Source organism: Tunicatimonas pelagia (genome assembly GCF_030506325.1).
GTDB lineage: Bacteria > Bacteroidota > Bacteroidia > Cytophagales > Cyclobacteriaceae > Tunicatimonas > Tunicatimonas pelagia.
The window spans coordinates 6,376,908-6,395,372 of sequence record NZ_CP120683.1 but is presented as its reverse complement, the minus strand read 5'-3'; the positions used below and the strand labels follow the sequence as shown (position 1 = coordinate 6,395,372).

The 18,465-nt window shown below is 44.3% G+C and carries 16 protein-coding genes; 5 read left to right on the top strand and 11 right to left on the bottom strand.

Annotated elements, in window-relative coordinates; translation table 11 throughout:
- Positions 1 to 11: 11 nt before the first annotated feature.
- The 10 genes from P0M28_RS27325 to P0M28_RS27280 all read right to left on the bottom strand — a co-directional run bounded on the left by P0M28_RS27325 (position 12) and on the right by P0M28_RS27280 (position 9,113).
- Complete coding sequence (locus P0M28_RS27325) at positions 12 to 554, bottom strand: hypothetical protein (RefSeq protein WP_302206677.1); 543 nt, start codon at positions 552 to 554, stop codon at positions 12 to 14.
- A 202-nt stretch (positions 555 to 756) separates the two neighbouring features.
- On the bottom strand, positions 757 to 1,785 hold the full coding sequence (locus tag P0M28_RS27320; protein WP_302206676.1) for a hypothetical protein: 1,029 nt from the start codon (positions 1,783 to 1,785) through the stop codon (positions 757 to 759).
- A 26-nt stretch (positions 1,786 to 1,811) separates the two neighbouring features.
- The gene (locus tag P0M28_RS27315) at positions 1,812 to 3,293 is read right to left on the bottom strand and encodes a YHYH protein (protein WP_302206675.1); all 1,482 of its coding nucleotides are present in this window, start codon (positions 3,291 to 3,293) and stop codon (positions 1,812 to 1,814) included.
- A 36-nt stretch (positions 3,294 to 3,329) separates the two neighbouring features.
- Entirely contained in the window at positions 3,330 to 3,812 is a 483-nt protein-coding gene (locus P0M28_RS27310; protein WP_302206674.1) for a hypothetical protein, read from the bottom strand.
- Positions 3,812 to 4,114, bottom strand: a complete 303-nt coding sequence (locus tag P0M28_RS27305) for a hypothetical protein (RefSeq protein ID WP_302206673.1) — start codon at positions 4,112 to 4,114, stop codon at positions 3,812 to 3,814. The genes P0M28_RS27310 and P0M28_RS27305 overlap by 1 nt, the downstream gene beginning before the upstream one ends.
- A gap of 21 nt (positions 4,115 to 4,135) precedes the next feature.
- Complete coding sequence (locus tag P0M28_RS27300; protein ID WP_302206672.1) at positions 4,136 to 4,699, bottom strand: RNA polymerase sigma factor; 564 nt, start codon at positions 4,697 to 4,699, stop codon at positions 4,136 to 4,138.
- A 96-nt stretch (positions 4,700 to 4,795) separates the two neighbouring features.
- A complete protein-coding gene (locus tag P0M28_RS27295) occupies positions 4,796 to 5,536 on the bottom strand; it encodes a LytR/AlgR family response regulator transcription factor (RefSeq protein ID WP_302206671.1) in 741 nt (246 codons plus the stop codon).
- Positions 5,533 to 6,615, bottom strand: a complete 1,083-nt coding sequence (locus tag P0M28_RS27290; RefSeq protein ID WP_302206670.1) for a sensor histidine kinase — start codon at positions 6,613 to 6,615, stop codon at positions 5,533 to 5,535. The genes P0M28_RS27295 and P0M28_RS27290 overlap by 4 nt, the downstream gene beginning before the upstream one ends.
- 125 nt (positions 6,616 to 6,740) lie before the next feature.
- On the bottom strand, positions 6,741 to 7,754 hold the full coding sequence (locus tag P0M28_RS27285) for a Kelch repeat-containing protein (protein ID WP_302206669.1): 1,014 nt from the start codon (positions 7,752 to 7,754) through the stop codon (positions 6,741 to 6,743).
- 75 nt (positions 7,755 to 7,829) lie between these two features.
- A complete protein-coding gene (locus tag P0M28_RS27280; RefSeq protein ID WP_302206668.1) occupies positions 7,830 to 9,113 on the bottom strand; it encodes a DUF4270 family protein in 1,284 nt (427 codons plus the stop codon).
- Between the two features lie 529 nt (positions 9,114 to 9,642).
- On the opposite strand from P0M28_RS27280, the gene bamG reads away from it, so the two are divergent.
- The 5 genes from bamG to P0M28_RS27255 all read left to right on the top strand — a co-directional run bounded on the left by bamG (position 9,643) and on the right by P0M28_RS27255 (position 17,316).
- Entirely contained in the window at positions 9,643 to 10,869 is a 1,227-nt protein-coding gene (bamG, locus tag P0M28_RS27275) for a BamG family beta-barrel-assembly machinery protein (protein ID WP_302206667.1), read from the top strand.
- Positions 10,870 to 10,989: 120 nt separating this feature from the next.
- The gene (locus tag P0M28_RS27270) at positions 10,990 to 12,432 is read left to right on the top strand and encodes a S41 family peptidase (protein ID WP_302206666.1); all 1,443 of its coding nucleotides are present in this window, start codon (positions 10,990 to 10,992) and stop codon (positions 12,430 to 12,432) included.
- A 275-nt stretch (positions 12,433 to 12,707) separates the two neighbouring features.
- Positions 12,708 to 13,976 (top strand): arylsulfotransferase family protein, encoded by a 1,269-nt coding sequence (locus P0M28_RS27265; RefSeq protein ID WP_302206665.1) that lies wholly within the window; start codon positions 12,708 to 12,710, stop codon positions 13,974 to 13,976.
- Between the two features lie 183 nt (positions 13,977 to 14,159).
- The gene (locus tag P0M28_RS27260; RefSeq protein WP_302206664.1) at positions 14,160 to 14,570 is read left to right on the top strand and encodes a hypothetical protein; all 411 of its coding nucleotides are present in this window, start codon (positions 14,160 to 14,162) and stop codon (positions 14,568 to 14,570) included.
- A 1-nt stretch (position 14,571) separates the two neighbouring features.
- Entirely contained in the window at positions 14,572 to 17,316 is a 2,745-nt protein-coding gene (locus tag P0M28_RS27255; protein WP_302206663.1) for a TonB-dependent receptor, read from the top strand.
- Between the two features lie 79 nt (positions 17,317 to 17,395).
- Here the strand turns inward: P0M28_RS27255 and P0M28_RS27250 are convergent, their stop codons facing one another.
- Positions 17,396 to 18,439 carry an IS110 family RNA-guided transposase gene (locus tag P0M28_RS27250; RefSeq protein WP_302210944.1) on the bottom strand — a complete coding sequence of 348 codons (1,044 nt, stop codon included), beginning with the start codon at positions 18,437 to 18,439 and terminating at the stop codon, positions 17,396 to 17,398.
- Between the last annotated feature and the right edge of the window lie 26 nt (positions 18,440 to 18,465).

Here is an 18,465-nt window from a genome sequence, read left to right as displayed (position 1 = left end):
GCGCTGTATTTTCAGGAACATCCGAAGACTCGGAATGGTAGTGATAGCCTGAGGGGCCCCACGTGACCTCCCGCATAATCAAATGTTTCGGCAATCTCTTCCTCTATGGGTCGGTTGGGTCCTTCAGTATCATTGAAAATAGGGACACCCGTTACCGAGATGCCAATGGGCCCTAAACCTGTGGCTGAGCTCGAGGAGGCTATTTCAGGTGCGGCTGAAGCAGTAAGCGTAAAACTACGATCGCGAAAGCTACCAATACGACCAGGAGTCTGAGCGATAGCCACTACGGGTTCGATGTAAAGGGAGTCCGACTCTTCCCAGTATGGAGTAGTATGGTTGGGCCGACCATTTGATTCAATGATAATTTCATCACCATCAAAAGAAATAGTAACCGCATCGGAGTTAAATTCGTCAAATGCGGAAAGTGGCGTATTGATACTACCGGTATCATTTGGGTCGGAATTATCTGTTACGTCATCATCTTCATCGCAGGACGTGAAAAAATAAGTGGATAATCCAAGGATGATAGAAAGAGGGAAAACTGATTTTGTCATAAGAATATCTTTTAAGTTAATTTCCCTTTAGACCACCGTTTACTCAAAATCCTTCAGGCTGGGTGGATTTTTTTTCGTATTTGTCAGTCGCGTATTGATCAGCTTGTTCATAAACCTTCAAAACGAGATGGTTACTCTTTATTTAACAATAAACCATACTGTTGATCTGTATACTGTCCTAAAATTGATAAGGTCTTCTATATTACTCAACGGTGTATCGCACAATCACTTCGTTATCTAAGATGACGTTGGTTGACCAGATAAACTCGGCATCATCCTCAGTATCATCGAACACGTCCGTAAAACTCATATAGGATGGCTTGTTATTGACGACGATCGTTTCGTTGGTATAGGTAGTGGCATTGGGCCAATCGGCATCGTCAAAATCTTCGTTCATCCAGGTTTCCGGTATCTCCCAGTGTAAAGCGTAAAACGAGGATCCATCATTTTCACTATCCGTATCGCAGTTGGCCGAACTTCGGGTGGTGCCACTTTCCGAGGGGCAGCCTAAATCTTTAATGGGGGCGGTATAAAATGTTTGGGCTTTCCACTCGCTTCCGGTCGTGGCTATCGTATTTTGAGAGGCATCCTTAAATACGGCAACCATTCCTCCGTCACCCGGATAATAGTCACTACCTTGATTAGTTTCGGTGCCCAAGCCTAAGTTCTCTTCCCAGTCCACTAATTTCATGGCAATAGTAAAGGGCAAAGAAACCCTAAACTTTACGATGTGAGAATTAAATTCCGTGAAAGGAACGGCATCTTTCCCTACGGGTAGGCCATTGACATAGAGTTCGAAATAATTATCCGCGAAAATATACCCAGTAATCACTTCGCCATCGGCATCAACTTCCACAATGTTATTGTCATCAAAAGACGCTAATGCCTCAGCAGCAGTGGCATATTGCGTCCCGTAGGTATTGTGCAGATCAGGCGCGAAGGGGAACGAGCTGTTATCATAGTTCACCTCAGCGGGTACGGTCCAAACTGAGTTATCGTCCGCCGTAACGGTACCCACTCCCGCCACTCGTTGACCATCAGAAAATAAATTATCTACGGTGGTACTCGCCAGCCCCTGCGTCACTGAGGCCGTACCGGAGTAATCACCCGTAACAGGATTATCGTCATCGGGATCAGGGTCATTACCATTGGAGTCATCTTCACTACAATTTGAGCACGATAGGATGACGAAAAACAAAGCCATGATGTATACAATCTTATTATGTATCATTTTTAATCGTTTAAAGGGTTTAAGTTTTATCGCTGGTAGGTTTCAGTAGTCACATTACCTTCGCTGTCAACATATTCATAGGTATACAATCCATTTTCATCCCAGCTATAGTTGGTGTAATATACCTCGGTTCCAATCTGATATTCCAGCGAATACGCGTTGGTACCCGTGGATGTGAAGCTGACAATTTCGGCTCCCGGCAAAGGGGTTAGTGCGGGTCTCACCTCTCGGGTCATTGCTTGCGGTAGAATTTGATCTTCGGGGGCTGTGGTGTTGGGATCGAGGGTAACTTCACCCCGCATTCCGGCTATGAAATAAGGGTGCTCATTGGTAGTATGGTACTGATAGGAACCGTCTTCGTTAAATTTCCCCAGATACTCATCCAACTCATCGGCTGTTTCACCGTAAATCGGGAAGCCGTCCAACGCATAGGCAATCGGTTGATCAGCACCAACCGTAGATTTCAAGTGGGTAGGCGGAACATGATAGTGATAGTCGTCGGCTCTTCCGCAATGTCCGCCCCAATCGTCAAGTTCACCAATAGCCAGGGCATCTTCGCCCCGGTTGTTTAAGGGATTGAAAATGGGTATTCCATTGACTGCAATAGCAATAGCTCCCCGCATAAAGTGTTCGGAGGACAATAATGGCGTATCGGCTAGTACCGGTTGTATCGGGAAAGCCCAGCTATTAGCCCCGGAATAATCATGAGGAATGGGTACCTGTTGTTGCCAATTGGTGATACCGACCATCATATCGTGCTCAGGAATTCCAGTAGATGAAACATAAAAGTAGGTATCATCTGAGCTGGTCGTGACATTGGAAAATTGACCAAAGATGGATGCTAACGCAGCGACATCGTTTGCCGGAACCGAGGAAGGAGTATCCGGCGTATCAGTATCGGAAGTAGTGTCATCTTCGTCGCAGGCCAATAGCACCAGCAGCGATAGGAACAACAGGGTGTTAGCTATTCGTTGCTTTTTCCGCTTGAGAATAAAAAAGAGAAACGCAGAAATCACCAATAGCCCTGTCAGCACTTGGCTTTTTCTAGAAGATACATCTATCCAGGTATCATGGTTATGCAGGGCGACTTCAGTAGCACCTTGATTAAGTGCCTCAATGTAGGCTACTTTCTGGCGAATCCGTTGTTGGTCTTTTGCTGAGAAAGAGCCTAATTGGTGAATGGAAATTTCTCCTGATTTCGTTTCTAGAAACACTTTGCCTGCTACTAATTTCAAGAAAGTAGCCTCGATCGTATCGTTGTCAACGATCCATCGGGTCGTATGCTCATGCCCATGTCCGCCATCGTGCGCCGATACGCTAAGACTAAAAGTGAAAAAAGTGAATAGCAGAAATAATTTTGCCCATTGAAGTATAAGGTCAGGATCTACGTCCACGATGGTATCGGTGTCATCGCCAGAAGGTGACGTTTCGTCTTCTTGACAGGAAGAGACGAAAGGAGTGGACATGGCAAAGAAGAAGATGGAAGGGAAAAAAACGGAATATTTCATTAGCGTTGAATAGTTATTTTCCCTTTAGACTATCAACTACTCAAAATCCTTCGGGGGAGGTGGATTTTTTTTCGTATCAATGAGTAGCCTACCAATCAGCATATCAGCAAATTCCTCAAAATCAGCTAATTGTTCTTTGGTTAGCATTGATTTTAAATCTTGCAAATGTTGGTAGGTTACCTCGATCTTTTCTTTTTCTAATTGTTGGATTTGGCTCAATACGCCTTCCTGGTCTATTGTTATGGAAGAGTCGGTAAGACTTTCAAAGTAAGGCAAAAGCAATTGTTGCTGCTGACCTCTGATTGATCTCATTTTTTGATTGTGGGCATTCGCTAATTCTTTAAAAGTGGGTACTTGCTGGTCGGTTAAATCGAGCATATTGATTACTCTCGACTGAAAATTATCGGAGGGGGGACGACGGGGAGGCTTAGGTTTTGCGAGTAAAAAGAACGCTAGAACTGCTATATTCAGCAGGAGTAGCCCCCCGGTGGTATACTTATAAAGGGTAAGCTGACGCATTATTCGTAAATCTGGTACGAAGAGATTAACGGCTGACCGTAGCCATCCTCTGCTACCACCATACTATCACTAGACACTTCTTCCGGTTGATTATAATAAATTAAGGCAGTTGCGTTGACAAAGAGCACTGCTACGGCAGCGGCTACGTATCTCCAAGGATACAACGGTACAACCTTACTTTTTGAGTCTTCAATCTGGCTTTGAATTTTGGAAAATAATTCGGGACTTGGTGTTGCCCTTCGGCTGCCCTTCATACTCTGAAAAACCGCTTCCACCCATTTTTCTTGGTCATTGTTTGACATACGCTTTTTTCGGTTAGACAATTAATTCTTCGGATTCCTTCGGTGTGGATATACTTTTTCCAGTTCTGACCGCATGTTTTTTTTCGCTCGTTGCAAAAGCGATTCTACGGCCTTTAACGATACTTTCATAATATCGGCTACTTTTTGCCGGGGTAGCTCCTCAATAAAACTTAAGATAAAAGCCGTTTTTTGACTATCCGGTAAACAATCCATCGCTTTATAAAGGGCGAAGGCGTTCTCTTTGTTTTCTAACAGAACACCCGGATGCACAAAGTCAATGCTTTCGGAAGGCTTGGGGGGGCTGGTAAAAAATGAGAACCTGTTTCTTTTCTTTACATAGGTAAGCGACGTATTCACGACAATCCGGTAAATCCACGTAGTTAAAGAGGACTTACCCTCAAATGTTGCTGCCTTCCGAAAGATTTTTACAAAAACATCCTGGGTGATTTCTTCGGCATCTTCGGCATTTTTAGTATAGCTCAACGCAGTATTGTAGACTTTCTCGGAATAGCGTTCGTACAGCATGGCTAACGCGCGCTCCTTTCCGCTGGCAATGGCTTGGATGATGTCGGTTTCGCTTCTCAAAAATGATCATTTTAACGTGCTCTACCCACCGTTTTTCATCGTATACACCCACCAACTATGGGGCAGTAGAACGGCATTATATATCTTTTATGCCTCTTACAGTTTTCCCTCAATAAACTTTTCATAAAATTGCTCCCGGTAGGTTTCGCCCACGGGAATATTCTTCTCATGGACCATAATGCGGTTATTTCGTAGCGAGTCGATCTTATTCAGGGCAACAATATAAGAGCGGTGTACCCGAATAAACCCTTTACCAGATAACATACCTTCTACATCTTTCATACTTTTAATCGTGAGCAACGGCTTTTCGGTAGTGGTATAGACCTTGACGTAATCTTTATATCCTTCAATATATAAGATGTCGTTTAGGCTTACTTTGACGATATTATGTTCCACCCGTACCAGCATATAATCACTCGCCGAATCCGTCTGGGGGGCAGGCAGGGGCGTTTGATTACTACTGGCTTTTGCCGTTGAAGTTGTAAATTGATCGGGTTTCACTTTGTTGACCGCCTTTAAGAACCGTTCAAAAGAAAAGGGCTTTAGTAAGTAATCAACTACGTTGAGTTCATACCCTTCTAATGCGTACTGCTCGTAGGCGGTAGTAAAGATGACGGCGGGCGGATGGGACAAGGTTTTAACAAACTGAATACCGGATAAGTCAGGCATATTAATATCCAGTAGTATCAGATCAATCGGGTGGTCACTCAATAGATCCATCGCCTCGTAGGCACTTTCGCAGGCTTCTACCAGCGTTAAGAAAGGAACCTTCTCAATATAGCTTTGAACTAGATTGAGGGCTAGAGGCTCATCATCTACTGCGACGCATCGTATCATGCCACCTGATAGAGTTTTAGTTGTACCATATACTCTTTATTATTCGTAATCGTCTCAAACTCATGCGTATCAGGATACAGTAATTGTAATCGCTTTCTAATATTTTCTAATCCTATACCTGCGCTTTTACTATTTTGGCTACTTTCCAGATCAGGACTACTCAACGGTATGCTATTTTCAACGGTAAACTGAAGATCTCGGTCGCTAGTGTATAAATAAATAGCGACAAAGGATTTTTCTTTATAGGAGATACCGTGCTTGAAAGCATTCTCAAGGATGGGTAGAAATAGCATGGGTGCAACTTGAAAGTTATTGATCGCTCCAGAGATATCCAATGAGATCGTGATGTCTTTCTTCGCAGAAAAGCGGATCTGTTGCAAAGAGATATAGTTCTCGATAAACCGCACTTCTTTCGTTAATTCTATTTTATCGGTACCAGCTTCATATAGCACGTAGCGCATCATACTGGAGAGCATCAGAATAGCTTCTTCGGTATTGTCTGATTTAGCCGCCGCCAGCGCGTAAATGTTATTCAATGTGTTAAAAAAGAAATGGGGGTTGATCTGAGATTTTAAAAATGAAAGCTCAGTAGACGCTTTTTCCTTTTGGCTTTCCTGGTACCTTCTCTTTTGTTTTTCCCACTCCATAATCATCTCAAAGCAGACCCCCAGCAAGATCATAACCATAAAATGTAGGAAGAGAAAGAAGTTGCCAAAACCAGGGATGATGTCCGCTAACCACCCTCGAGGCGGAGGAGGGCCCGGTCTGGGTGGCCGCCTGGGTAAAGAGATTATTTCAGCATTGGTCAGCCCTTGAAATGCAGCATGCTGAACCAGTAGAAATAATAGGTAAGAGGCAAAAATGACGAAGGCGTACATACCATAGTTCCCCTTTTTCAAAAACAGAGGGACTAAGTAGTTTATATTGATAAAATAAAACGGGATCATGATCAGCACCAGATAGAATCCCCGGTCCAGCGTAAAGTTGCCTTCTCTTGTTAGGGCAGACATGACCATCAGCAAGATGATAAAAAGATGAAAAAGTACGTTAATGTATTTGTCCCTGATTAAGGCAAGCATCTCAATCTAATTTGGTCATTATTAGCTAACGTATTTCAACTAAACCTGAAATTTATAGCCTCCTTTGATTATCTTACTAGTACATGAACGTAAAATGACGCATATCATGCCTGAAAAAATATAAATCAGTCATCTTCATCATATTCTTCGTTCGGGAAGAACTCCCAGATATCATCGAAATAAGAGCTGCCGTTTTTGCCTAAAGCGACAAATGATCTCTCGCTCACTGTAAAGCCAATCAAATCGTCGCGAGCCGCACCTTCTAGTCCTGTCTTTTGCTCCCAAACATCTGAGCGAGGGTTATAGGCCCATACTGTGCTTAGAATACTACCTTGAGAACCGGCTATCAGATACCCAATACTGTTTAGGCTGAACGCGGTTGCCCCGGTACGGATTAGGTTATAATCATCCTCGGCATCCAGTTCTTCTTTCTCAACCCAGGGAAAGTTATCGGTACCTACTAAAGTCGCGTCTAGCTCCCAGAGATCAAACTCATAAGAACCATTATTGGTGCCGGTACCAACATATGCTTTGTCATCAATAACAAATGCCACAGCACTCTGCCGTTTGGAGCCACCCAAGCTAGGTATCTGCACCCAGATATCGGTAGCCGGGTTATACTGCCAAAAGTCTTTGGTATTGCTGCCATCGTAGCCGGTACCTATGTAGCCATGTCCATCCAAACTAAAACCCACCGCATTACGACGAGCCGTTCCTCCGAAATCTGCCTTCTGACTCCAAGTATTAGTCGCCGGATCATATTCCCAGAAGTCTTTCACTTCATCATCGCCATCAAAGCCAGTCCCCACATATCCTTTGCTACCAATACTAAACGCTACTGCGCTACTACGCCCCCCACCAGGAAAGGAAGTAATAGATTGCCAGAAATTTAATTGAGGGTCATAAACCCAAAAGTCATCGTAGTATTCATCGTCGCTGCCATTGTAACCACCACCTACAAATACTCTATCGCCAACGACAAAACACACTGAACTAGCCCGGGTACGCCCCTCAAAATCTGACCGCTCGATCCAGTTACCGAGAGTTACTTCTTCCGTATCATCAGACTCACAGGCCGAGTGCCCAATCAGGATAGTTAATAACATTAGCCGAGAAAAGAAATTGATTTTATTCATCATAAATCAGTTTTAAAATTTGATGTTTTGTGAACTTGCCGAAAAAACTAGGTTGGTACCAAAAATGTAATTTTACCATCACTGCCTTCGGAAGTTTTTGAGCAAGAAGAGTTCTAACAAAGTGGGCTCTTCGCTCAGTGCTCCTCCTACCACCATCCGATCAACAGTGGCGTGGTAAAACTCTTCCGGAAGTACGATTAGCAAGGCGTTTTCATTGTCTACATTAGTACTCAGTTGGTCGTTTAAGAAACCGGATACCGGAAGGGAATAATAGGTGTCTTCTTTAAACTCCTGATCGATATATAAGGTAAAAGCAGAATCGTAGGTACTTACAATGCGGTTAAGTCCATCTACCCGATAAACGGATAAATTAGTGGGCAATGGAGTACTTTCATCAAAAGTATCCTGAATTGGGTTGAGCTTAAGGAAAGCCTCGGTCACATATACCCCGTTACCAAGCGCAAGTAGCGATTTGAGATAGGGAAACTCTATACGAATCGCTGTTCCCACCCCTCCCTGTAAAAACGCCTGGTGACCGGTTTCCCCGGCAGAAAGTTCGTATCGCTGCTCCTGAAGTAGGGTAAATGCTGTCTGACCTCGATCGTGAAGTAATTGGGTGAAATAGATATGGTCATCAATAGGAAATACTATTTCCTGCTCTTCGCCACCCTGTTGGTAGTACAATTTGAGATGCGATGAGTTACTAAATCCTACAATAGCTGTATTGGCTAGGTCGGGTACCAGCACAAATCCCGGATACTGCCCCAGAAAATCACTTTCGGAGCTAAGTACGTCTGCCTGCTGCTGAGCAAGAGTAAAAAGAGCTTGCCCCAAAACATCACTTACCGACATTTCTATCGATCCGCCGGCCCGGTGGGGTCGGATATATTGACTGATCATCCCGATAGGGTTGATCGTATCGTAAGCAAACCCACTAGTATTATAAAGATTACCATCCTCCCGGTACGCTATATCTTCCGTAACTGAGTACAGGTAAAAGGTCTGAAGCTGGGTGGTATCGTAATAGGCGTAATCATCGTACTCTAATACCAGGGTGAAGCGGTCGTAGGTTGCATGATCTTCGTCAGGATATACGCTCAGTGAATCAAGGCCTACCTGAAAAAATGCTTGAGCAGCTATTGACCCAAAGGTTTCGCCGGTATGATACCCCGATAACAGCCGACCAGTACTACTAGTGTAAAGAGAATCAAAAAGCACCGTAGAGACACTAACGGTCGCAGTATCCAAAAAAACTGCGTCAAACTGAGCCTCTTCTACAAAATCCAGACCGATGGAATCGGAATACTCACAGGACGCAAAGAGTAAAACGAAAGTACAGATTAAGATGATAGCAATACGCATACGGATTAGCTCTCAATATTTTTCGCACGTCATAGAGCGTGTTTGAACTTTATCCTTTAGTTTTCTGATGGCTGTTTTCCGCCCATACTTCGCCTTTTTTTCGGACGATAGCTTAGGCTATCCTCCTCAAAAAGAGTCTCGTCTGTCCGAAAAACACCTCATAATAAATTCTAAAAATAAAATCCAAACACGCTCATATAGTAGGCAAATAAAGAAGAGATACCATCGCGTATAGCAACCAGTATCTCTTCACAACAATCGCCTACGATTGATCAAGTCAAAAGTGAGTAGAAAGCATTAAAGTAAAAAAAAATCTCTACCAACCCCCAGATTTTACCCCTTAAAGAAGTCAATTTGTCCACGAAGGGCGTAGCGTATAATAATTTTGGTTTATCGGTGAAGTTCTGTTATCGATCATCTTACTAAGCCGCCTGGTCTATAATTTTTGAAAGGTCTGCCAGATACTCCTTACTTACTCCCTTATAATAAAATTCAGAGGAGAGATCATACTGATAGATACATAAATACTATGGTTAGAGATTATAGGGTACTATTACTACTTTTTTGTAGTACAATTGGAGGTGAGGCTCTAGCTCAAACTCTAGCAGCCTCACCCTACTCCTACTTTGGTATCGGCAGCATCTACCGGAAAGGCTCTGCTCACAGTCGTTCGCTGGGTGGTACCGGTATTGGACTACGGGATGGGTACTCAATCAACACCACCAATCCGGCCTCATACACAGCAGTAACCCTTCCGTTTAGTCAGCTTACGGAAGTATCGCTGATGGTTACCGCCGGTGTACAGCAGGAGAATTCCGCTACTGGTAAAGAAGTTGACTTGGATTTTCCAGGAATGAGCCTCTGGTTTCGTTTGAGCGACAACTGGGCTAGCACGGTGGGACTAGCTCCGTATAGTAATGTGGATTATCATATTGTAGATGAAGCTAGCTTTATTGGCCTGAATAGCCAGTATATTACTGAATATACGGGGGTAGGTGGATTGAGCCAGGTTTACCTCGGATTAGCCCGCACTGTATTAAGAAACCTATCAGTGGGTGCTCATGTATCATATATATTTGGTCCTTTAACCGCCGAGCAATACATTACCTCTAACAGTACAGATAACTGGCAAATAAATCAGAATACGTATCTGCACACCTTAAATTTGGATGTAGGGGTTCAGTATGAACTCCAATGGGAAAAGTCTTCGCTTACGCTAGGGTCTACAGTCAATCTGGGTAGTAGGTTAAAAGGTAGTTACACCTACCAGATGTTGCAAGCTAGTGAAGTTATTGAGGAAGAAGAAGAGAGTGCTGATAATTATATTCTACCAGCTTCGGTTGGCTTCGGAATATCTTGGAATAGTATGCAAAAATGGCGGTTGAGTGCTGATGCCCTAATGGATGATTGGTCTAGTGCTACGTTTGAGCAGGGATATCAACTACGGAATGCCCAGCGAGTTTCTTTCGGGATGGAGCGACTACCCAATCTTAGATCACTATCATACCTTCAGCGAATTGGCTATAGTCTGGGCGTTTTTCACGAACAAAATTATCTAACGTTATCTGGAAGGGAAATAACGACGAATGGTATCACAGGTGGCATCAAGCTCCCAACTTCCGGATCATCTTTTGTCCAATTAGGAGTAGAACATTATGTAAATGGTCATCCCGACTTGATTTCACAAAACTATACCCAGCTTAGTTGCACCATCTCATTTTTTGATATTTGGTTTGTACGAAAAAAACTTGAATGACACATATCTACGAAAAGCCGGCCGATGCATAAGATTCATCCAATATTGTGCAGCGGGACAGTGCAGCGCGAGCAGCCCCGTCGGCCGCACAAATTATAATGACCACTAACCTATAATAAGATGAAAAAAAGAACACATCTGTTGTTTTCAGTTTTCAGCGTCCTGATACTATCTTCATTCTTTTCCTGTAGGCAGGAAGATGAGGAAGTAGTAGCACCCATTGTGGTAGAGGATACTGATCAAACCCTACAAAACATACTGATTACGGGTTGGGTATACGAGGTGATGAGAGAATATTACTACTGGAACGACTACGTAATGCCACCCAACTCCTACGAACAAGATCCAGAGGACTACTTTTATTCCCAGCTTAATGAGGCTGATCTTTTCTCCTTCATGACCAACGATTACCAAGGGTTGATGGAGGAGTTTAGTGGAGTGTATACCAGTATGGGCTATTCACCGTTTTTTGGTCGGCTCTCGAGCACCGATGAAATTTTTATTGCTGTGGAGTACGTGTATCCCAATTCTCCGGCTCAGCGAGCCGGATTGCAACGGGGCGATATTATTCTAGCTATTGATGGGCAGCGTCTAACCGAAGAAAACTACTATGACCTGTACACTCAAGATCAATATACGGCCACACTAGCTAATTATGGGGAAGATAGTGGCTTTATAGTCACTGACGAAACGCTCTCGCTAGCGGCTGAGGTTATTGTAGCCGATCCGGTGCTCCATAAAGAGGTCATCAGTACGGCTGACAAAACAGTAGGCTATTTAGTATACGCTGAGTTTATCTCGGGCGACAATCAGGCCTGGCTTACTAGTTTGGATATTGCGCTGGACGAGTTCGCTCAGGCGGGAGTCACTGATGTAGTGATAGACTTACGGTATAACCCCGGTGGAGAGATTGAGGTAGCGCAGTATCTGGCTAGTGCATTAGCCCCAACTTCGGCGGTAAGCGGTGAAGAAGTGTTGGTTCGTTATGATTATAATGAGCAACTAGCGTCTTCCATCATTTTTTACGAGGGAGAAAGTTCTGAAAACGTAGTCTCTACGTTTATCAATACCGGTCATCAGCTCAACCTTAACCAAATCTACTTTTTAACCTCTGGTAGCACCGCCTCAGCCAGTGAACTGCTCATCAGCGGGCTTGACCCCTACATGGATGTTATTGTCGTTGGTGAACCTACTCTTGGAAAGTTTTACGGATCTTGGGTTATCCCGGATCTAGTAGAACCAGCTCGCCACAATTGGGCAGCGATGCCAATCGTGCTTAAATATACTAATGCGGTAGGGGCCTCTGATTTTGCCGAAGGGCTTACTCCAGATTATGCAATGGAAGACGACTTGTTGTACGCTAGACCGTTCGGCGACCCCGCTGACCCTTTGCTTGGTACGGCATTAAGCTTAATCTCCAGTGAACAGAGTGCTCGAACCTTAATTGACCGTGGCCATAAGCCCTATACTGATCTGGAGAATCCAGTAAAAAGCCAAAAGAGTAAATTACTGCTTCCGAATTCGCAGATAAGTACTGAAGGCAAAACTGAATTTAATTTTTGAGATAGACTTCTTCAGAAAGACCAAAGGATTTTCAACTTTTTGCTGTCTAACAAATAAAGACCTTCAACCCATTAACATCTTACCATGAAAAACTATAAAATCAGTACCACGGTGAGCAGACCATTTTCATTGCTCGTACTACTACTAGTCCTCACATTTATCATTACAAGTCTCTTCATTTTAGCCTTGTGAAGTTGAGATTCTATTAGAAAAGTATCGCTAAAACAAGTAGTGATACTGCACAGCAAAACCCGAAACCTGAAAGTAAAAACAACATGAAAGCGAAACCTTCTTCTTCATTAGTAACTTCCGTAAAACAATTATCTACCATCCTGTTTTTCTTGTTTTTGATACGTTGTAGCAGTGATGATACGCTGAATGAGACTGGCGATGACGTACCCGATGAGGATACCACAGAGAGTACCTCTTTCTTTCTTGTCATCGACCAAGATAGTCAGGGAGTGTACCTCATTAACCACGACGGCACCGAGCTTTTTGATTGGCAAATGGACCGGGCACTAGGGAATGACGCTAATTTATTAGATGATGGTAGCTTAGTGGTGGCCCTAAAGGCAGATAATGCCCAAATTACCTTTGGTGGGTACGGAGGAGTGTTCCGAAAAATAAACGCCGATCAGTCCGTAGACTGGGAAGTGACCTATGCCTCTGGCGACGACTATATTGCCCACCATGATGTCGAATATCTGTCTAATGGCAATATTATTTTTCCCGTTTGGGAAAAGGTAAATATCACCGAGGCCGTGGCGATGGGTTTTTCGGACAGCCGTGACATTTATCCGGAAGCTATTGTAGAGATGAATCCCCTGACCCAAGAAATTGTCTGGGAGTGGCATGTAACCGATCATCTTATCCAAGACAATGATGCTTCTAAAGAAAACTACGGAGTGGTGGCGGACAATCCCAATAAAGTTGACCTGAACTACAATAGCACGCATGATGGCGGTAACCTTATGCACATTAACGGCCTTACTCTGGACGAAACGAACGACTTGCTATACCTAACGGTCAACTTCTACAGTGAGGTATGGGTGCTGGATCATAGCACCAGTACTGAGGAAGCAGCCTCTAGCTCTGGAGGAAATTATGGTGTCGGCGGCGGTCTGGTGTATCGCTTTGGCAATCCGGACGCTTATGATAATGTGGGAGAGATTACCCTGAACCGGGTTCACTATCCTAATCTACTGGAAAACGGCAATATGCTCGTTTACGGAAATAATGTCTATGGTAATCAATCAGCTATTATTGAGTACCAGTTGAATCCACCTTATCAGCTCGAGGCCGGACAGGACAATGAACCCTCGGTGGTGTGGAGCTTTACTGACCCTAATTTATATAGTTCGGGGCTGGGTAGTGCAGTGCGTACTGCGAATGGCACCACGCTCATCGCTGAAGGCAGAGACGGTACGCTATGGGAAGTCACGGATGAAGGAGAAGTAATTTGGCGAAATACAGATTATCAAACCATTTGGCGCGCCTATTCTTTTCCTGAAAATGACCCCGCCATCCAGGCTCTGGGACTTTAGGTTGAATTCATTGAATACACATTGCCAAGCTATTTCTTAAGAGTCTGGATAGTAGGTTTAATATCAGTCCATCTAGCCCATATTGAAAGAGAGTTTACAAGTGATGTGATATAAAAAAATTCACTTAAAGCGAAGGGTTTTATCAGATTCGGAATCTAAAAGATGAAAATTAATATGAAAACTATGATGAATTTACAAAATGCCCTACTTAGCATCTTGATGCTTGTTGCTTCTTTTACGTCAGTTATTGCCCAGCGTTCTGGCGGTGGCCGACCCGGTGGCGATCCGCAGGAAATGATTAGCCGGGAAAAGCAAGCACTTTATGAGCAGATCACTGATTTGAGCGATGCCCAAAAGGAGCTGCTTGACGGCATCTACGAAGAATTTGGTGTCACACTTCAGGAAACTTTTCAAGAACCACGGCAGAGTGGTGACCGGGAAGCCCGCCGAGAAAAGATGCAGGCTTTACTAGAAGAAAAAAATGAACTCATCGCGGACGTCCTCAGTGAAGATCAATACGCTATCTACACTGAACTAACTACCCGAAGAGGACGAAGAAAAGAGGCAGCAACTGAAGGTGATAGCCCCAATTAGTATGCAGCAGTCTCGTTCGCTTATTGCCCTCATGCTACTCATACTGATTGTTTTTTCGGCGCACGCCCAGGAAGAAGCCTGGAGCGTCCGAGGAAATGTCATTGATGCATCAGATACAACAGCCCTGGTAGGAGCTACCGTGCTAATGATTAACATTAAAGACTCTACCCGTACTCGGTTTGCCGTTACCGAGAACGACGGAAGTTTTGTTGTTAGCGATCTGGAACAAGCCTTTTATCGCCTTCAGATTTCTAGTGTGGGTTACAAAACTTACCGCCGCGTGATGAGGCTTACCGTTCCGGAAGCTACTTTGGGCACACTCTCGCTAGAGCAGTATGTAAAAGTACTGGATGAAATATCAGTGGAAGGTGAAGTAGTTCCGATGGAGCAACTTGGCGATACAACCCAATATAATGCTGATGCCTTTAAGACGAATCCGGATGCTAGTGCCACTGACTTAGTGAGCAAAATGCCGGGAATTGTGGTAGATGGCGACGGGGTGAGTGCCAATGGCGAAAGCATTGAACAAGTGCTGCTAGACGGAAAGCGTTTCTTCGGGCAAGATCCTTTACTATCCCTCAATACGATTCCAGCCGACATGGTGGATAAAATACAAGTGTACGACGAAGAAAGCGATCAAGCCCAGCTTACCGGTTTTGACGATGGCAATACCATTAAAACGATGAATGTGGTCACGAAAGAAGATCGCCGAAATGGGCAGTTTGGAAAGGCTTACGCTGGCTATGGTACTGAAAATTTATATGAGGCTGGGGTTACCATTAATTCATTCAATCAAGATCAGCGGATTACCCTCTTGGGTATGACTAACAACATCAACCAGCAAAATTTTGGTAGTGAAGACTTGGCGCAGGTGAGCGGCGGACGGGGTAGCTTCAGACGAGGGGGTGGAGATAATAATTTTATTACGGGAGTGCAGGACGGGATCACCCGCACTCATTCGCTGGGGATCAATTTTACTGACAGTTGGGGGGAGAAAGCTACCTTTGAAGGAAGCTACTTTTTCAACCAGACTAATAATAGTAGCGATCAATTGCTAAGCCGGGAGTCTTCATTAGCCACTGGTCAACAATTTTACGATCAAAATCAGCGGGCTACGACCAAAAACCTGAACCATCGCTTGAATACCCGGATAGACTACCAGATCAATGATAACAACAACCTGTTGCTACGATCTGCGATTAGCTATCAAAATAACCAGAGCAGTGAAAACACCTCGGGTCAGACTACCCTGGCTGATGGCGAACTGCTGAGTGAGACAGATAACAATTACTCGAGTCTGAACCAGGCATACAGCATCAGTAACGATCTGATTTATCAGCACAAATTCAGTAAAATAGGGCGAACGATTTCTTTAGAAGTTAATTCTCGGATAAGCCCTACTCGGCGGGAAAGCTACCTGGAAGACTTGGTGTTAGACTCACTCACCGAGTATCTTACCGATGAGGGGCAGTATACGCTCGGATCATCAGTAGTGTATACCGAACCAATCGGTACGTTAGCCCAATTGGCGATGAAGTACGAGGTGAGCCATACGTCCCGTCAATCAGATCGAGATACGTATACCTTACAGGAAGGCGATGCAGTTAAATCATTTAGTGAGGTATTGTCCAATGATTTTACTAGTGGGTATACTATCCACTCTCCCTCGGTACGCTACTCTATCCGTCAGTTTGGTAGTCACTTCAATGCTGAACTGGGTTTTCAGCGGGCTATTCTCAGCAATCGGCAGTTTCTACCCACGGAAGGTCAATCAACTCGACATTTTAACAGTCTGCTGCCGTCGATCACAAGTCGCTTCGAGCTATCCGATAATGCCAATCTGTTTGTTCGCTATGCTACCTCCACGACGGAACCATCCGTAAGCCAGTTGCAAGGCGTACTAGACAATAGCGACCCGCTTTTTCTATCAGTAGGAAACCCTAACTTGGATCAAACTTACTCGCACTCCCTCAGACTGCGGTTTCAGAAAAATAATGTTGATCGAAACACATCGCTGGCCAATTTCACGAATGTGACGGCCAGCTCTGATTACATCTCTAACAGCACCACAATTGTCAGTGAAGATTCGATATCAGCCGGAGGCATCGTTTTTCAGGAGGGTGCTCAACTCACTACCCCGGTCAACCTTGACGGATACTGGAATGTACAAAACAACACTACTTATGGAGTTCTGATTTCGCCACTGAAGAGTAATTTAAATGCCTCAATAGGGTTGGGGTACCAAAGGCTACCGGGTATGATTAACGATGAAGAAAACATTGCCAATGCCTACTCCGCCAATGCTCGAGTAGGACTCGCCAGTAACATCAGTGAAAAAATTGACTACAATATCTACTATCAAATCAACGGAAGTCGGGTGCTCAATTCGCTTCAGTCCGGTTCCAACAGTCAGTATTATACCCAAACCCTGGGGGCGAAGCTTAACCTGATCTTCGGAAAAGGCTTTGTTTTTAGAAATGAAACCTACTTTCAACGATATACGGGTGCCAATGATCAGTTTGATACTGACTACACGCTTTGGAATATGGGTATCGCCAAGAAGTTTCTCAAAGATGACCGTGGAGAGCTCGAGCTTTCGGTGTTTGATCTACTAGGTCAAAACCAAAGCTTTGATCAAACGGTGAGTGCCCAATACCTAGAAGAAACCCAGACTGAGGTTTTGCAACGCTACTTTATGCTCACGTTTACGTATCAATTGCGGCGTTTCGAGAAAGGCAGTAGCTAAGAGATGCTGTGTGTAGATGCAAGTCAGATTGCAGAATATTTCGTAGTTTAGATTACTCAAAGGAGGTTACTTTTCGTAATCATCCAGCGTAGGCAGGCACAGTATCCTGCCTACTATTTTGCTGAGTATTTCGTTGCATTAACTCAGGGTCATACGCTTGGTTTTTCTTAAACAAAGTATAGATCAATATGAGAATCTTTCGCTGCACCGCCACGATCCCTTTCATCCACCGTGGACGCGGCTTAATACGTGTCCTTGCGTAGACTCTTTCATAGAGTTGCTGAAAGCATTCATTGTAGCGGATTACTGATAAGGAGGGCAAGTGTAAAGCCCGGCGGATGTAACGATTACCTTTCTTAGATATGCGGGTTCTCCCCTTGATACTACTACCCGACTGTCGTTCCACGATGTCATACCCTGCGAAGCTAGTAAGCTGAGCCCGGTTCTTGAACAAGGCAAAGCCATTGGTTTCAGCAATGATCGTGATCACGGTAATGAAACTTAACCCTTTGATGGCCTCTATGTTGGCGATCCGTTCGGCCAGTTCCTGATCCTGTTCCACAAGCTGATGCAGCTCCTGTTCTACCTGACCTACTTGTTTTTCTAGTAGTTTGAGCCGTTGCTTCATCCGCTTGATCACTGCCCGGTTCGGCTGGGCGCAATGCTGTTCGGCGTGTAAGCGATTGGCTATCATGGTTTTCTCCTCTAACAACATCACTCGCTCACGACAGTGCCGTTTGATCTGGTACATCTGCTCACTAATCGGTTCCCATTGGGGCAGTTGCCGCTCTACCCCCATTTGCGCTAAGGCCTTGGCTTCCAGCTTCTCGGTCTTACTTTTCAGGTTCAAGCTGTCTATAAATGTCTTAGATTGATTGGGTAAGACCACACTTAGGTAGTGCCCTTGTTGGTGAAGAAAATACGCTAATGACTCATAGTATACCCCCGTGGCCTCCATTGTAAAGCGTACGGCGGTTTGACGGGCTTTTTTGGTAGCCCAACTTATCAACGCCGAAAAGCCTTTAGGTGAATTAGGAAACGTTCGGGTTCCCTTAATTTTCTGTACCTGCCCCGTTTCCAACGTCATAAAGCATACCTGTAATTCTTTCATACTGGCATCAATGCCTACGTTCTGTAATAATATTATCC

Excerpts from the sequence above, each read along its gene's own strand:
- P0M28_RS27325 (WP_302206677.1), bottom strand. The coding sequence starts at position 554 with ATGACAAAATCAGTTTTCCCTCTTTCTATCATCCTTGGATTATCCACT.
- P0M28_RS27320 (WP_302206676.1), bottom strand. The coding sequence starts at position 1,785 with ATGATACATAATAAGATTGTATACATCATGGCTTTGTTTTTCGTCATC.
- P0M28_RS27315 (WP_302206675.1), bottom strand. The coding sequence starts at position 3,293 with ATGAAATATTCCGTTTTTTTCCCTTCCATCTTCTTCTTTGCCATGTCC.
- P0M28_RS27310 (WP_302206674.1), bottom strand. The coding sequence starts at position 3,812 with ATGCGTCAGCTTACCCTTTATAAGTATACCACCGGGGGGCTACTCCTG.
- P0M28_RS27305 (WP_302206673.1), bottom strand. The coding sequence starts at position 4,114 with ATGTCAAACAATGACCAAGAAAAATGGGTGGAAGCGGTTTTTCAGAGT.
- P0M28_RS27295 (WP_302206671.1), bottom strand. The coding sequence starts at position 5,536 with ATGATACGATGCGTCGCAGTAGATGATGAGCCTCTAGCCCTCAATCTA.
- P0M28_RS27290 (WP_302206670.1), bottom strand. The coding sequence starts at position 6,615 with ATGCTTGCCTTAATCAGGGACAAATACATTAACGTACTTTTTCATCTT.
- P0M28_RS27285 (WP_302206669.1), bottom strand. The coding sequence starts at position 7,754 with ATGATGAATAAAATCAATTTCTTTTCTCGGCTAATGTTATTAACTATC.
- P0M28_RS27280 (WP_302206668.1), bottom strand. The coding sequence starts at position 9,113 with ATGCGTATTGCTATCATCTTAATCTGTACTTTCGTTTTACTCTTTGCG.
- bamG (WP_302206667.1), top strand. The coding sequence starts at position 9,643 with ATGGTTAGAGATTATAGGGTACTATTACTACTTTTTTGTAGTACAATT.
- P0M28_RS27270 (WP_302206666.1), top strand. The coding sequence starts at position 10,990 with ATGAAAAAAAGAACACATCTGTTGTTTTCAGTTTTCAGCGTCCTGATA.
- P0M28_RS27265 (WP_302206665.1), top strand. The coding sequence starts at position 12,708 with ATGAAAGCGAAACCTTCTTCTTCATTAGTAACTTCCGTAAAACAATTA.
- P0M28_RS27260 (WP_302206664.1), top strand. The coding sequence starts at position 14,160 with ATGATGAATTTACAAAATGCCCTACTTAGCATCTTGATGCTTGTTGCT.
- P0M28_RS27255 (WP_302206663.1), top strand. The coding sequence starts at position 14,572 with ATGCAGCAGTCTCGTTCGCTTATTGCCCTCATGCTACTCATACTGATT.